Here is a 14698-nt window from a genome sequence, read left to right as displayed (position 1 = left end):
TGCCTGCCGACTGAAAGCCACAACAGGAACCGCCATGACCGCCCCCCTGACCCCGAGCGCCGTCCAGGCGCTGCGCGCCCTCACGCCCGGCGCGCAAAGCACGGTGCACTTCAATCACGCCGGCGCATCGCTGCCGTCAGAAGCCACGCTGCTGGCCATTCATGCGCATCTGAAGCGCGAAGCGGCGCAGGGGCCGATGGAAGCGGGCGTGGCGGCGCGCGATCTCATCGAAGCAGCCCGCACGCTGGCCGCGCAGCTCTTCAATGCGCAGATCGAGGAGATCGCGCTGACGGGCGGCAACTCGCCGGGTTGGGGCGCCGCGTTTGCGGCGCTGCCGGCGTGGCGGCCCGGTGATCGCATTCTGGTCGGCCGCCACGAATGGGGCGGCAATCTGGCCGCCATGCGCCTGATTGCGCAGCGCGCGGGCGCAACGCTGGAAACGATCCCGTCGGACGACAGCGGCTGCGTGGACGCAGAGGCGCTGGAAGCCATGCTGGACGACCGGGTGCGGCTGATCGCGCTGACCTGGTTGCCCGCCAACGGCGGCCTCATCAACCCCGCCGCCGCCATCGGACGCGTGGCGCGCAAGCATGGCATTCCGTACTTTGTGGACGGCGCGCAGGCGGTGGGTCAGTTTTCCATCGACGTGCGCGAGGTCGGCTGCGACGTGCTGAGCGGCGCCGGCCGCAAGGCCTTGCGCGGACCGCGCGGCACGGGCTTGCTGTACGTGCGGCGCGACTTCCTGGATCGGCTCACGCCCGCCTTCGTGGACACGCATTCCGCGCCGCTGGGCACTGACGGCGAGCCCATGCTCCGCGCCGACGCCGCACGCCTGGAATCCGCGGAGAACTCGCTGGCGCTGCGCTGCGGCCTTGCCAATGCCCTGCGCGAAGCACTGGATGTGGGCCTGGACACGATCCGGGCGACCATCGACGCCAACGCCCAGGCACTGCGCGCCGAACTGGCGGTCATTCCCGGCGTGTCGGTGCTGGACCAGGGCCGCGACAAATCCGGGCTGGTCGCCTTCAACCTCGCCGGACACGACGCGGCCGACGTGCAACGAGCGCTGGCCGCGCAGGGCATCACCATCGGCAGCAACGGCGTGCCCTACACCCCGCTGGACATGCAGGCCCGCGGCCTGGACCGGGTCGCACGCGCATCGGTGAGCTATCTGACGAGCGGCAACGAGATCGACCGGCTGCTGGAAGCCTTGCGCAAGCTGGCCTCATAACGGGTGCTGGATCGAGCCGCCCGCGTATGACTGCGCGGCGGCGCCTCCGGCCCGCATTACGCGATCCTGCCCGCCGCGCCCGCCCACTTCGAAAACGGCGACCATTTCGTGAACACGAGCAGGTTGCCCAGCATCACCAGCGCCAGGCCGGCGAACGCGTAGGGCGTCCAGCGGTAGCCTTCGACGACGGTCGATATGCTCAGCGCCACGACCGGAAACAGCACCGTGCAGTAGGCGGCCCGCGCCGGTCCCATGCGGCCGACCAGCGTCAGATAGGCGGTAAAACCCACGACCGACCCCAGCACGGCCAGATAGAGCAACGCGCCCACATAGGCCGGCGAGGAATCGAAGCCGAACGGCAGACCGGCAACCACGCAGCCCGCCAGCAGAATCGCCGCGCCATAAAGCATGCTGTACGCATTGCCCGTCAGCGGCCGGATGCCGGCGCGCTGCTGCAGGGACGACAGCATGTTGCCCGTGGAAAAGCAGAGCGTGCCGAGCAGCGCAAAACCCAGCCCCAGCAGCGTCTCGTGACTGGCCTCCTGGCCCGCCAGTTCCGGCCAGAACAGCAGCACCAGGCCGCAGAATCCCAGCGCGCCGGCCACCATGATGCGCGGCGAGATGCGGGTGCCGAACCAGATCCGCGCGTTAAGCGCGTTCCACAGCGTGGCAGCCGAAAACACGACTGACACCAGGCCGCTCGGAATCCATTGCGTGGCCGAATAGAAGCACAGGAAGTTCAGACAGAACAGGCACAGGCCCTGACCCACGCACAGCCAGTGGCCGCGCCGGTCCAGCTTCTGCAGCTTGCGCATCGCCAGCAGCGTCACGAACAGCAGCAGCCCCGCCAGCGCGAAACGGTAGAAGATCGACACGGGAATGGCCACCACGCCAAGCTGCAGCTTGATGGCGATCCAGGTGGTGCCCCAGATCAGGACGGTGAGCAGATACAGGAAAAGATTCATGATGCGAGGGGCGCGGTAAAGCAGCCCTGAGAGCCGATTCGGACACCGGCGGCCACCTGGCGCACCGTGCATCCAGTGTGCGCCCCCGAGCCACGCCGCAATTGCCGTTTCTTGCGCTTTTGTCCGGATCGGGCGCGTCACGCGCGCGCGAACGCAGTAGCATTCCTTCCCATGGGCAACACCGCTACGGCCCCGGCCGATTTCTCCGTATTCCGCACGCTGTCGCGCTCGACCGCGACGCTGCAGCGCGCCACGTCGCTGGGCGAGGGCATGGCGATCTCGCAGTGGTCGCGCACCGCCCGCGAAACGCTGGGCTACGAAACGCCCGGCCACCACACGCTGTCGCTGTACCTGCACGGCGGCGACCGGTCGTTTCGCGTGGGCCAGGACTCGCTGCATGGCGGTGCGGGCAAATTCTGCGTGCTGCCCGCCGAGCACCATTCCCGCTGGAGCATGAACGACAACGTGCGCTTCCTGCACCTGTACATCGCTCCGCAGCGGCTGGCGCGCGAAGCCGTCATGCGGCTGGACTGCGAACCGCGCACCCTCGAACTGCGCGACCGCACCTACATCCAGGACGACTCGCTGATCGACGTCTGCCGCCGCCTGCTGGGCGCGGACTGGAACGAACCCGCCGACCGGCTGGCCGCCAGCAGCGCGGCCGAGACCGTGTTGCACCATCTGCTGATGCAGGGCGTGGCGCGCAAAACGCCGCAGCCCGCGCGCGGCGGCCTGGCGCCGGGCGTGCGCCGCCGCGTGATGGACTACGTGGACGCGCATCTGGCCGATCCGCTGTCGCTCGACGAGCTGGCTGGCGTCGCCGCGCTGTCCACGTATCACTTCGCCCGCATGTTCCACGCCTCATTCGGCGAGCCGCCCCACGGTTGGGTACGGGGCAGGCGTCTGGCCCGCGCCCAACACCTGCTGGCGGCCGGCAAGGGCGACCTCGCCCGCATTGCGCAGGCCTGCGGCTTTGGCAGCGCCAGCCACCTCGCCCGCGTCTTCCGGGACGCCATCGGCGTCACGCCGGGCCAGTACCGCAGTGCGCACGCCGGACACTGACACCGCCCATCCGGCATCATGCCGGCCGCAGCGCGCGGTCTACAATGGCGCATCGCCCTAGCGGCTCACCCGGCCACCTCCCGCCTGCTCCGACGCGATGCCGCTTCCGACCTCTCGCGATACTTCCCCCCTCATCGACAGCGCCGGTCAGCGCCCCTTGCGCGCGCACTGGCTGGCCGAACTCATCCGGTTGCGCGAAACGCACTGGGGGCCGCTCGAAGACGCGCAGGCGGTGCGCCAGGTGCGCCAACTTGATGCCGACCTGCCGTCGCGCATCCTGGCCCGCGCCGCGCTGCTGGCGCAACGCGAAAACCTCAATCCCCTCGTCGACGCCTGGCGCCGCAGCGCCACGGCCATGCTGGCCGCCCTGTTTGTGCTGGCGCTGGTTTCCGGCGCCGCGGCTGCCATGGGCGCGCTGGGCGATGGCACGCGGCCCGTCAACGTGCTGTGGGCCGTGGGTGCCCTGCTGGGGCTGCATGCGCTGACCTTCCTGCTGTGGCTGGCTAGCTTTCTGCTGCGGCCAGGGGCCGTAACCGGCTTTGGACGGGTTTGGTTATGGGCAACGCGCCAGCTGGCGCGCGGACCCGATGGCGCGTTGGTGCCCCAGGCCTTCCTGAATCTGCTGTCACGCGCCGGCGCCTTGCGCGGCCTGTTCGGCAGCATCAGCCATCTGCTGTGGCTGACCGCGCTGTGCGCCGCGCTCGCGACGCTGCTGGCCGTGCTGTCCACCGCCAGCTACCGCTTCATCTGGGCCACCACGTTGCTCGCGCCCGACACCTTCGTCTGGCTGACGCAGGTCATCGGCTGGCTGCCCGCGCATCTGGGCTTTCCCATGCCCGACGCCGAAACGATCCGCGCCAGCGACGGCACGCAGGTCCTGCCGGCTGGCGCGCAGGCGCAATGGTCGCTCTGGCTGATCGGTGTGCTCGTGGTCTACGGCATCGTGCCGCGCCTGATCGCAGGCGCGCTGTGCGTCGCCGCCACGCTGCGCGCGCTGCGCCGCGTGCGCATCGATCCCGCGCTGGCAGGTTTCTCCCCCCTGCGCGACCGGCTTGAACCGCCCGCGCTGTCCACCGGCATCGACCGCCCCGTCGATCCGCTGCACGAACCGCGGGTGCGTGCCCCGGCGCTGGACGGCCTGGGCGGGCAGCCCGTGCTGCTGGCGCTGGAGCTGCCCGCGGACCTGACATGGCCGCCCGCGGATGTGCCCAGCACCATCCGCCAAGCCGGCAACCTGGATACCCGCGAAGAACGCAACCGCGTGCTCGATGCGCTGGCCCAATCGGCGGCCTCGCGTCTTTTGATTGCCTGCGACGCGCGCCAGACGCCCGACCGGGGCACGCTGTCGCTGGTGGCGGACCTGTCGGCCCACGCGGGACAGACGCGCGTCTGGCTGATCACGCCGCGCGCCGGCGACGACACGTCTGCCGAAACCCGCGCCGGCCTCTGGCGCGACCGCCTGCTGGCGCTGGGCCTGCCGCCAGACGCCATCCTGCAGGCGCCCGTCGCACCGCTCGCCTGGCTGGAGTCCGGTCATGGCTGACCCGCTCATCAAGATCGCGCTCGTCGGCCACACCAACACCGGCAAGACGTCGCTCTTGCGCACGCTGACCCGCGACACGACGTTTGGTGAAGTGGCCGATCGCCCCGGCACCACGCGTCACGTCGAAGGCGCACGCCTGCGCCTGGACGGGCGGCCCGTGCTGGAATGGTTTGACACGCCCGGCATGGAAGACAGCATCGCCTTGCTGGAATACCTGGAACGGCTGGACCGCCCCGGCGAAAGGCTGGACGGCCCGGCGCGCATCCGCCGTTTCCTGGACACGCCCGAAGCGCACGGCCGCTACGAACAGGAGGCGCGCGTCCTGACCAAGATGCTCGATTGCGATGCCGCGTTGTACGTCATCGACGCCCGCGATCCGGTGCTGGGCAAGCATCGCGATGAACTCGCCATCCTGGCCGCGTGCGGCCGGCCCCTGCTGCCGGTCCTCAACTTCGTCAACGCACCCGCGCACCGCGCCGACGAATGGCGCGATGCCATGGCACGACTGGGCCTGCACGCCGTGGTGGAGTTCGACACCGTCGCGCCGCCGCTCGACGGCGAACAGCAGTTGTACGCCAAGCTCGGCGTGCTGTTGGATCGCCACGCCGGCGCGCTGGCCCGGCTGTCGGACAGCCTTGCCGCCCAGCGCCGCGAACGCCACGCCGCCGCCTACGATCTTGTCGCGGACCTGCTCATCGACGTGGCTGCGCTGCACCTGTCGAGTCCAAGCGATGAAGCCGCGCTGGCCGCCGCGTCCAGCCAGCTACGCGATCAGGTGCGCCAGCGCGAACAGACCTGCGTCAACGCGCTGCTCGCGCTGTACAACTTCCGCGCCACCGATTACACCGACGACGCGTTGCCCCTGCAGGGCGAACGCTGGGGCATGGATCTCTTTCATCCGCAGGCGCTCAAGGACATGGGCGTGCAGGTCGGCATGGGCGCGGCCGCAGGCGCCATGGCCGGCGCCGCCGTGGACCTGATGAGCGCGGGCCTGAGCCTGGGCACCGGCATGCTGATCGGCGCGGCCGCGGGCGGCTTGTGGCAAGGCGTCGAAAAGCTGGGCAAGCGGGTCGCGGGCAAGCTGCGCGGCTATCGCGAGATCAGCGTCGACGATGCCGTGCTGCGCCTGCTCGCCTTGCGCCAACGGCAGCTGATCGAGGCACTGGAGCGCCGTGGCCACGCGGCCCGCGATCCATTGCGCCTGGACCTTCCCGCCGATGATGCATGGCGCAAGGGCCCGTTGCCCGACGCGTTGAAGGAAGCGCGCAGCCGGCCCGAATGGTCGGCCCTGGGTAAACACTATGAAGACAGCGACCGCCGCAAACGCATGCTGCACGAATTGGCGAAAACCCTAGCATCCGCGCCGCTCCCGGCCGAATGACCGCCGGCCCGCGTGCCCCGCAGGACGCACCATTCACGGCATCCGGCAAGCGCGTGATAACCCCAACCCAAAGCAATTGACGCTTAAACGAATGCGTCGATAAGATTCGATCTGCATCGGCGCGGGTCCGTCCCCGTCATGCCAATCACAAGGGGTCGGTCTATCGTGAAGTCGAAGTCCTGCGCAGTGATTACCGGCATCGCCAACCACGGCCTGCGCGCAGTTCGCGCCGCGCGCCGCCCGGCCCCCATCCTTCCATCGTCGTAAGCAGCAACGCCATGCCCCGGATCCCCTTGGGGCCGGGGCCCTGTCACTTCTGTCGCGCGATCCGCGCACCACACGGAGCATGAGGGCTATGCGTACTTTTCCCCACTTCAAGCAGGCGGCGCTGGCCGCTGCCGTGGCCGCCTCGCTGGCCTTCAGCGCCGGCGCAGCCGCCAAAACGCTGCACTGGTCGTATCAGGGCGACGCCACGTCGATGGATCCGATGGCCCTGAACGAGACCTTCACGCTGGGTTTCCAGGGCAACATCTACGAAACGCTGGCCGGCTACGACGGCAATCTGAAACTCACGCCGCTGCTCGCGGAAAGCTGGGAGAACCCCGAGCCCACCAAATGGGTCTTCAAGCTGCGCAAGAATGTGAAGTTCCATGACGGTTCGCCGTTCACCGCCGACGACGTGATCTTCTCGTGGAAGCGCAGCCTGACGCCCGGCTCGGACATGAAGGGCTACGGCGCCAAGGCCAGCGACATCAAGAAGGTGGACGACTACACCATCGAAGTCACCACCCCGACGCCCAACCCCATCCTGCCGCGCGAATGGGTTTTCCTGTACATCATGAGCAAGAACTGGGCGGAAAAGAACAAGACCACCGAGGCCACCAACGTCAAGGGCGATAACCAGGGCAACTACGCCAACCTGCACGCCAACGGCACCGGCCCGTTCATGCTGACCGAACGCCAGCCCGACGTGAAGACGGTGCTCAAGCGCTACGGCGGCTACTGGAACAAGAACATCAAGACCAACATCGACGAAGTCGTCTTCCAGCCGATCACGCAAGAAGCCACGCGCGTGGCCGCGCTGATCTCCGGAGAGATGGACGTCGTGCAGCCCGTGCCGGTGCAGGACTGGAAGCGCCTGGAAGACGCCAAGGGCGTCAAGCCGCTGACCGCGCCCGAAGCCCGCGCCATCTTCATCGGCATGGACCAGGACCGCGACGAGCTGCTGTTCTCCGACGTGAAGGGCAAGAACCCGTTCAAGGATGTGCGCGTGCGCGAGGCCGTCGTGCTGGCCGTGGACACCAAGGCCATCAACGAGAAGATCATGCGCGGCGCGGCCAAGCCGCTGGGCTCGCTGATCGCCACGTCCATCAACGGCTACGACGAGTCGTTCGGCGCGCCGTACAAGCCCGATCCCGAACGCGCCAAGAAGCTCCTGGCAGAAGCCGGTTACCCCAAGGGCTTCACCGTGACGATGGACTGCCCGAACGACCGCTACGTCAACGACGAAAAGGTCTGCCAGGCCGTGGCCGGCATGCTGGCGCGCGTGGGCATCAAGATCAACCTGCTGGCGCAGACCAAGTCCAAGTACTTCGGCAAGATCCTGCTGCAGGCCGGCAACCAGACCAGCATGTACATGCTGGGATGGACCCCCAGCTCCACCGACGCGCACAACACGCTGCTGAACCTGACCTCGTGCCGCGACGCCAAGACGGCCGCCGGCCAGTTCAACCTGGGCGGCTACTGCAACAAGAAGGTGGACGAGCTGACCAACAAGATCGGCGTCGAAACCGATCAGGCCAAGCGCAACGCGATGATCAAGGAAGCCTTCGGCATCGTGCGCAGCGACTTCGGCTACCTGCCGCTGCACCAGCAGCCCATGTCGTGGGGCGTGAAGGAAAACGTCACCGTCACCCAGCGCGCCGACGACGTGCTGGACCTGCGCGACGTCGTGCTGCCGTAAGCGGCGCGTGATGCAACCCCGGGCGGCACGCGCCGCCCGGACGCGCCCGGCCCAGCCCCCATTCCCGCATCGCGCGCGGAACGCGGCCCGGCGCCGTGCGAACCAGAGGGCTTCCTGACATGCTTTCCTTTATTGCGCAGCGGCTGTTTCAGTCGGTGCTCGTGATGTTGACGGTGGCGCTGATCGCGTTCTCCATGTTCCGCTACGTGGGCGATCCGGTCGCCAGCATGGTGGGTCAGGACACGACGCCCGAACAGCGCGCCCAGTTGCGCGAACAGCTCGGCCTGGATGATCCCTTCGTCGTGCAGTACGCGCATTTCGTCATCAATGCAGTGCAGGGCGACTTCGGCATGTCGTACCGGCACCGCCGCCCGGTCAGCGACCTGCTTGAAGAGCGCATGCCGGCCACACTGGAACTGTCGTTCGTGTCCGCCGTCATGGCGCTGGCGCTCGGCATTCCCATGGGCATCTACACCGCGCTCAAGCGCCACGGCGTGCTGTCCAAGGCGTTCATGGCGATCTCGCTGGCGGGCATCTCGCTGCCCACGTTCCTCATCGGCATCCTGCTGATTTTGTTCTTTGGCGTGCAGCTGCGATGGCTGCCCAGCTTCGGGCGCGGCGATGTCGTCAGCCTGGGATGGTGGACCACGGGCTTTCTCACCAAATCCGGATGGCTGGCGCTCATCATGCCCGCCATCACGTTGGCGCTCTTTCAGATGACTCTCATCATGCGCCTGGTGCGTGCCGAGATGCTGGAAGTGCTGCGCGCCGACTTCATCAAATTTGCTCGGGCACGCGGGCTGCCTGAACGGCTGATCAATTTTCGCCATGCTTTGAAGAACACGATGGTGCCCGTCATCACCATCACCGGGCTACAGCTCGGTTCCATCATCGCGTTCGCCATCATCACCGAGACGGTGTTTCAGTGGCCGGGCATGGGTCTCCTGTTCATCCAAGCCATCAGCATGGTGGACATCCCGGTCATGGCCGCGTATCTGGTTTTGATCGCCTTCATGTTCGTGGTGATCAACCTGGTCGTTGACCTGCTGTACTTCGCCGTGGACCCGCGTCTGCGCGTGCAGAGCAAATAAAGGAATAACGCATGATTGCTCGCATCGCTCCCTTCTTCACACGCGCCGCCGACAGCGACCTGTGGCACAGCTTCAAGCGCTCGCCCGGCGCCATCATCGCCGCGATCGTCACGCTGGTCATCGTCCTGGGCGCGCTTTTCGCGCCGCTGGTCGCACCCCACAATCCGTTCGATCTCGCGTCCCTTAGCATCATGGACGCCAACACGCCGCCGGCCTGGGAAGAGGGCGGCAGCCCCGACTTCCTCTTGGGCACGGACGACCAGGGCCGCGACATCCTGTCGGCCGTCATGTATGGCTCGCGCGTGTCGCTGCTGGTTGGCTTTGCCTCGGTGCTGTTCTCGATGGTGCTGGGCGTGACGCTCGGGCTCATCAGCGGCTATGCGGGCGGGCGCGTCGACAGCTTCATCATGCGTATCGCCGACGTGCAGCTCTCGTTTCCGGCGATCCTGGTCGCGCTGCTGATCGACGGCGTCGCGCGCGGTTTGTTGCCGCGGGACATGCACGATCAGCTCGCGCTCTATGTGCTGATCTTCGCCATCGGCATTTCCGGCTGGGTGCAGTACGCGCGCACGGTGCGCGGCTCGACGCTGGTCGAACGCAACAAGGAATACGTGCAGGCGGCCAAGCTGATCGGCATCGGCCCGATCACCATCCTGCGCCGCCACATCCTGCCCAACGTCATGGGGCCGGTGCTGGTCATCGCCACCATCCACCTGGCGATCGCCATCATCACCGAGGCCACGCTGTCGTTCCTGGGCGTGGGCGTGCCGCCCACCGCGCCGTCGCTGGGCACGCTGATCCGCATCGGCAACAGCTATCTGTTCTCGGGCATGTGGTGGATCTCCATCTTCCCCGGCATCGCGCTGGTGGCGCTGGTGCTGTCGGTCAACCTGCTGGGCGACTGGCTGCGCGACGCGCTCAACCCCAAGCTGCGCTGAGGACGTCATGGCCCTGCTGAACATTGAAGACATCCGCATCGAATTTCCCAGCCGCCGCGGCACGCTGGTGGCGGTGGACGGCGTTTCCCTGTCGCTCGAAAAAGGCGAGATCCTGGGCGTGGTGGGCGAATCGGGCGCGGGCAAATCCACCATCGGCAACGCTGTCATCGGCCTCTTGGAAGCGCCCGGACGGCTGGCCGGGGGCTCGGTGCTACTCAACGGCGAACGCATCGACACGCTCACGCCCGCGCAAAAGCGCAAAGTGCGCGGCCGGCGCATCGGCATGATCTTCCAGGATCCGCTGACCTCGCTGGACCCGCTGCAGACCGTCGAAAGCCAGCTTGTCGAAACGATGCTGGTACATCTGGACCTGACGCATGACGCGGCCAAGAAACGCGCCGTGCAGCTGCTGGCGCAGGTCGGCATCGACCAGCCCGAACTGCGCGTCCAGCAATACCCTCACCAGTTCTCCGGCGGCATGCGGCAGCGCGTGGTGATCGCGCTGGCGCTGTGCTGCGAACCTGAAGTCATCATCGCCGACGAACCCACCACCGCGCTGGACGTGTCGATCCAGGCGCAGATCCTGGACCTGCTTAGAAAGCTGTGCCGCGAAGAGCAGGTGGGCATGATCATCATCACGCACGACATGGGCGTGATTGCGGATGTGACGGACCGCGTCGCGGTGCTGTATCGCGGCAAGCTGGTCGAGCAAGGCCCCACGGCCAAGATCCTGGGCGACCCCGACCACGCCTACACGCGCAGCCTGATCTCGGCCGTGCCGCGACCGGACATCAAGCTCAAGCGCTTTCCGCTGGTGACCTATATCGAATCCGTGCGCACGCCTGCGCAGCCGCTGGACCTGGCCACGCACTGGCTGGGCCAGCGCCGCGACTTCGGCAAGCGCACGGACGGTCCGCTGGTCCAAGCGCGCGACCTGTCCATGCGGTTCGTGCTCAAAAGTGCGTTCCTCAAGCGCAACCAGCGCACGCTGGACGCGGTCAAGCGCGTGAACCTGTCCATCGGCGAAGGCGAGGTCTTTGGCCTGGTCGGCGAATCGGGCTCCGGCAAATCGACCGTGGCGCGACTGATATCGGGGCTGTACACGCCCAGCGAGGGCTCGGTCACGTTCGGCGGCACCGACCTCACGGCGCTCAAGGGCGAGAAGGAACTGAACCCGTTCCGCCGTCAGATCCAGATGATCTTCCAGGACCCGTTCTCGTCGCTGAATCCGCGCATGCGTGTGCTGGACATCGTGGCCGAGCCGATCCGCTTTCACAAGCTTGCCGCCAGCGAAGCCGAGACGCGCCGCATCGTGGCCGACCTGCTGGACGTGGTGGGCCTCGCAGACCGCGCCGCGGAACGCTTTCCGCACGAGTTCTCCGGCGGTCAGCGGCAGCGCATCTGCATCGCGCGGGCGCTGGCCACGCGGCCGCGCTTTCTGATCTGCGACGAGCCAACGTCGGCGCTGGACGTCTCCATCCAGGCTCAGATCCTGAACCTGCTGAAAGACCTGCAGGAAGAGCTTGGCCTGACCATGCTGTTCATCAGCCACGACCTGCCGGTAATCCGGCAGATGTGCGATCGCGTCGGCGTGATGCGCCACGGCGAACTGCTGGAAGTCGCTGAGACCGAAAGCCTGTTCGAACACCCGCAGCATCCCTACAGCCAACATCTGCTCGGTTTGATGCCTCGTCTGCAATCCATGTCCCGCGAAGGGCTGGACGTGGTGGGTTGAGACCGCGCGCCAACGGAGTCCACTGACATGAGCGAGTCACGGCAAGCCCTCTTCATCGGCGGCAAGGTTTTCGACGGGGAGGGCAAGACACTTACCAACCACGGCGTGCTGGTGGAGGGCGCACGCGTGGCCCGCGTGGCGCCTGCGGGCGAGTTCTCGGGCTACGCGGGTGCAAGGGTCGACACCACCGGCATGACGCTCATGCCCAGCCTGGCGGATTGCCACGTGCATCTGGTGTACACGGGCGGCGCGGACCCCAATGCACAATTGAGCAAGCAGGGCCCCGCACAGATCACGCTGACCGCGCTGGAGAACGCGCAGGCCAGCCTGCGCGGCGGCGTCACGGCGCTGCGCGACTGCGGCGGCAAGGACTATCTGGAATTCGGCGTGCGCGATGCCATCGCGCGCGGCGTGTTTCCCGGCCCCACCATCAAGGCCTCGGGCCGCATCATCTGCATGACGGGCGGCCACGGCAACCGAATCGGCCGCGTGGCCGACGGTTGCGAGGAAGTGGTCAAGGCTGTGCGCGAACAGGTCCACGCCGGCTGCGACCTGGTCAAGATCATGGCCACGGGCGGCGTCATGACCCCGGGCGTCAGTCCCATGGATGCGCACTACAGCTTTGACGAAATGAAGGCGGGCGTGCACGAGGCCAAGCGCTTTCGAAAAAGCACCGCCAGCCACGCGCAAGGCACGCAAGGCATCCTGAACGCGGTGCGCGCGGGCATCGATTCGATCGAGCACGGCATCTTCATGGACGACGACTGTCTGCGCGAGATGCTGGAGGCCGAGACGTATCTGGTGCCGACCATCGCCGCCGTGCGCAACATCATCGCAAACGCCGACAACGGCATACCCGCCTACGCGGTGGAAAAGGCCCGCGCGGTGGAGCAGCGCCATCGCGAGTCGTTCCAGATGTACTACAAGGCCGGCGGCCGTATCGCGCTGGGCACTGACGCGGGCACGCCGTTCAACCTGCATGGCGAGAACGCCATGGAACTGGCGTACATGGTGGAGTTCGGCATGACGCCGGTGGACGCGCTGATCGCCGGCACGTCACGCGGCCATGACCTGATGGGCATGACCGATCACGGCGTGATTGCAGAGGGCAAGGTGGCCGACCTGCTGCTGGTGCAGGGTGACCCGGCTGAAGACATCATGAAGGCCGCCGACAAGCGCTTTCACGTCGCCGTGCTGCGCAACGGCGAACTTGCGGCGGGGGCCTTGCCGTTCTGACCCTCAGGGCGCCGGCGCGGCGCCCGGCGAATTGCGCATGAACATCTGGCCCAGGAACATTTCGATGGGCATGCGCTTGCCGTTGATGTCGACTTGACCATCGCGGTAGTCCGCCTCGAACTGGATCACGCCGTCCTCGATACGGGCCCAGGTCGTTGCGGCGACCAGGCCGCGCAGCCCTGCGGCTTCCCGCTCGGCTGCCGACCGGGCCGCCTCGCGCGTGGCGCCCTTCAGTTCCGCCCGCGCCGCGATCACATCGGCCAGGTTTTCCGGCGACAGCTTCAGTCGCACGCTCAGGTTCCGCACGACCTCCTTGGCGACGGCGATAGGGTCGCTTTTCCAGAATGACGGCGAGTCCAGGCCGATATCCAGGCTGAGCGACGACGTGCCACGCGCCGTATCGACCTGCAGCGTCGACAGCGTGAAGCTGGGACGGGCCAGAAGAAACTTCAACATTTGCGACGCGGCAAGCATCCCGTCGCCCGAAAGCGGATCGGCCTTTTTCGCGTTCAACGGCGTGCTTGTGGTGGCGTCCTGAAATGCCTTGAGCGCCGCCACGTCCAAGTCCTTGCCGCTCGCCGCCATCCGCAGCTTGGCCACGTGCAGGCCGCGCACGCTGATGCTGCCGACATCGAGCGCCATCTTGCCCGTCATGCGTTCGGGGGTCCCTTCGGAACCCAGCGTCAGCGCAATGTCCTTCAGGCCCAGCGGCAGCTTGTCCATATCGGACGCCCATTGCTTGACCGTCAGCGTCGAGCTGCTCGTGGAGGACGCCGCGGTGCCGGACAATTCATGCGACACCGCCAGATCATCCAGGGTCAGCGTGTTGGGATTGCCCCTGATCACTTCGGTCAGCGAAGCCTTGTTGACGGCGAGTGACACCGTGTCGTGCGTGCCGTCGCCGGCATGTTTGACCTGCATCTGCAAGCCCGAGAAGTCGAACGTGATCGGAGCGTCGGCATACTTCACCGGCGCCAGCGCCAGATCGCCGGAAAAGTCGCGGTCATACGCGATCAGGAAGTTTGCCGTCACCGGCGCCGATCCTCCCGCCGCCGCGAACCAGGCGGCTGCGTCGGGCGTCTCGGTCATGAGCAGCCGGCCCGCCGCCATCACGGGCGCGATGTCGCCTGACGAAAGCCGAGAGGCGGGAAACGGACCGTGCTCGATCTTGCTCGTGAACGCGAATGTCTTTTCGGCCGGCTTGCGTCCGGACGGCACGTTGACCTTCACCCCGAACCGCGCATCGGAAGAAAACACGCCGCGTTCGAACGATTGCAGTTCGAGCGTCACGGGCACACCCAGCTTTGCGCTCAGGCGCTGCGCCTCTGCATTCAACGCCTGCACATCCTGCGCCAGCCGGGCTTCGATCTGCTTGCCGGTGTACCACGCGGTGCCGACCCACGCCGCGGCCACCACCGCCACCACCACGCCACCCGCCACGATCCGCTTGTTCATGATGCCTCTGTCCGTTTGAGATACGCCGAGATTGCCGCAAGGGGCGATCATAAAGAAAAACGGGCTGTCGCAAGGACAGCCCGTCGCAGGCGACGCCG

At 67.0% G+C, this 14698-nt stretch carries 11 protein-coding genes; 9 read left to right on the top strand and 2 right to left on the bottom strand.

The annotated features are described in order from the left end of the window. Nucleotides 1-34 precede the first annotated feature (34 nt). Complete coding sequence (locus B2W22_RS14030) at nt 35-1231, top strand: aminotransferase class V-fold PLP-dependent enzyme (protein WP_286938210.1); 1197 nt, start codon at nt 35-37, stop codon at nt 1229-1231. Nucleotides 1232-1287: 56 nt separating this feature from the next. Here the strand turns inward: B2W22_RS14030 and B2W22_RS14025 are convergent, their stop codons facing one another. Continuing rightward, a complete protein-coding gene (locus B2W22_RS14025; RefSeq protein WP_286938208.1) occupies nt 1288-2196 on the bottom strand; it encodes a DMT family transporter in 909 nt (302 codons plus the stop codon). A gap of 171 nt (nt 2197-2367) precedes the next feature. Between B2W22_RS14025 and B2W22_RS14020 the strand changes: the two genes are divergently transcribed. From B2W22_RS14020 to B2W22_RS13985, 8 genes are all read left to right on the top strand, one after another. Further along, entirely contained in the window at nt 2368-3258 is an 891-nt protein-coding gene (locus tag B2W22_RS14020) for a helix-turn-helix domain-containing protein (protein WP_175137050.1), read from the top strand. Nucleotides 3259-3355: 97 nt separating this feature from the next. Further along, nucleotides 3356-4801 (top strand): DUF2868 domain-containing protein, encoded by a 1446-nt coding sequence (locus tag B2W22_RS14015; protein ID WP_286938207.1) that lies wholly within the window; start codon nt 3356-3358, stop codon nt 4799-4801. Further along, complete coding sequence (locus B2W22_RS14010; RefSeq protein WP_286938204.1) at nt 4794-6182, top strand: GTPase/DUF3482 domain-containing protein; 1389 nt, start codon at nt 4794-4796, stop codon at nt 6180-6182. Before B2W22_RS14015 ends, B2W22_RS14010 begins: the two co-directional genes overlap by 8 nt. Nucleotides 6183-6537: 355 nt before the next feature. After that, the gene (locus tag B2W22_RS14005; RefSeq protein WP_286938202.1) at nt 6538-8145 is read left to right on the top strand and encodes an ABC transporter substrate-binding protein; all 1608 of its coding nucleotides are present in this window, start codon (nt 6538-6540) and stop codon (nt 8143-8145) included. 119 nt (nt 8146-8264) lie between these two features. Next, nucleotides 8265-9236: an ABC transporter permease gene (locus tag B2W22_RS14000; protein WP_056565682.1), complete on the top strand. Its 972-nt coding sequence runs from the start codon at nt 8265-8267 to the stop codon at nt 9234-9236. 11 nt (nt 9237-9247) lie between these two features. Continuing rightward, complete coding sequence (locus B2W22_RS13995) at nt 9248-10174, top strand: ABC transporter permease (protein ID WP_286938200.1); 927 nt, start codon at nt 9248-9250, stop codon at nt 10172-10174. 7 nt (nt 10175-10181) lie between these two features. Continuing rightward, nucleotides 10182-11909, top strand: a complete 1728-nt coding sequence (locus B2W22_RS13990; protein WP_286938198.1) for a dipeptide ABC transporter ATP-binding protein — start codon at nt 10182-10184, stop codon at nt 11907-11909. A 27-nt stretch (nt 11910-11936) separates the two neighbouring features. Further along, nucleotides 11937-13145, top strand: coding sequence for a metal-dependent hydrolase family protein (locus tag B2W22_RS13985; protein WP_286938196.1), 1209 nt, complete (start codon nt 11937-11939; stop codon nt 13143-13145). Nucleotides 13146-13148: 3 nt separating this feature from the next. Here B2W22_RS13985 and B2W22_RS13980 read toward each other — a convergent pair whose 3' ends face one another. Next, a complete protein-coding gene (locus B2W22_RS13980; RefSeq protein WP_286938194.1) occupies nt 13149-14600 on the bottom strand; it encodes a YdgA family protein in 1452 nt (483 codons plus the stop codon). Between the last annotated feature and the right edge of the window lie 98 nt (nt 14601-14698).

Origin of the sequence: Achromobacter sp. UBA4530 (genome assembly GCF_002388205.1) — a bacterium.
GTDB lineage: Bacteria > Pseudomonadota > Gammaproteobacteria > Burkholderiales > Burkholderiaceae_B > Achromobacter > Achromobacter animicus.
Note: the sequence above shows the minus strand (reverse complement) of the source record. Positions and strands in the feature narration are given on the sequence as shown.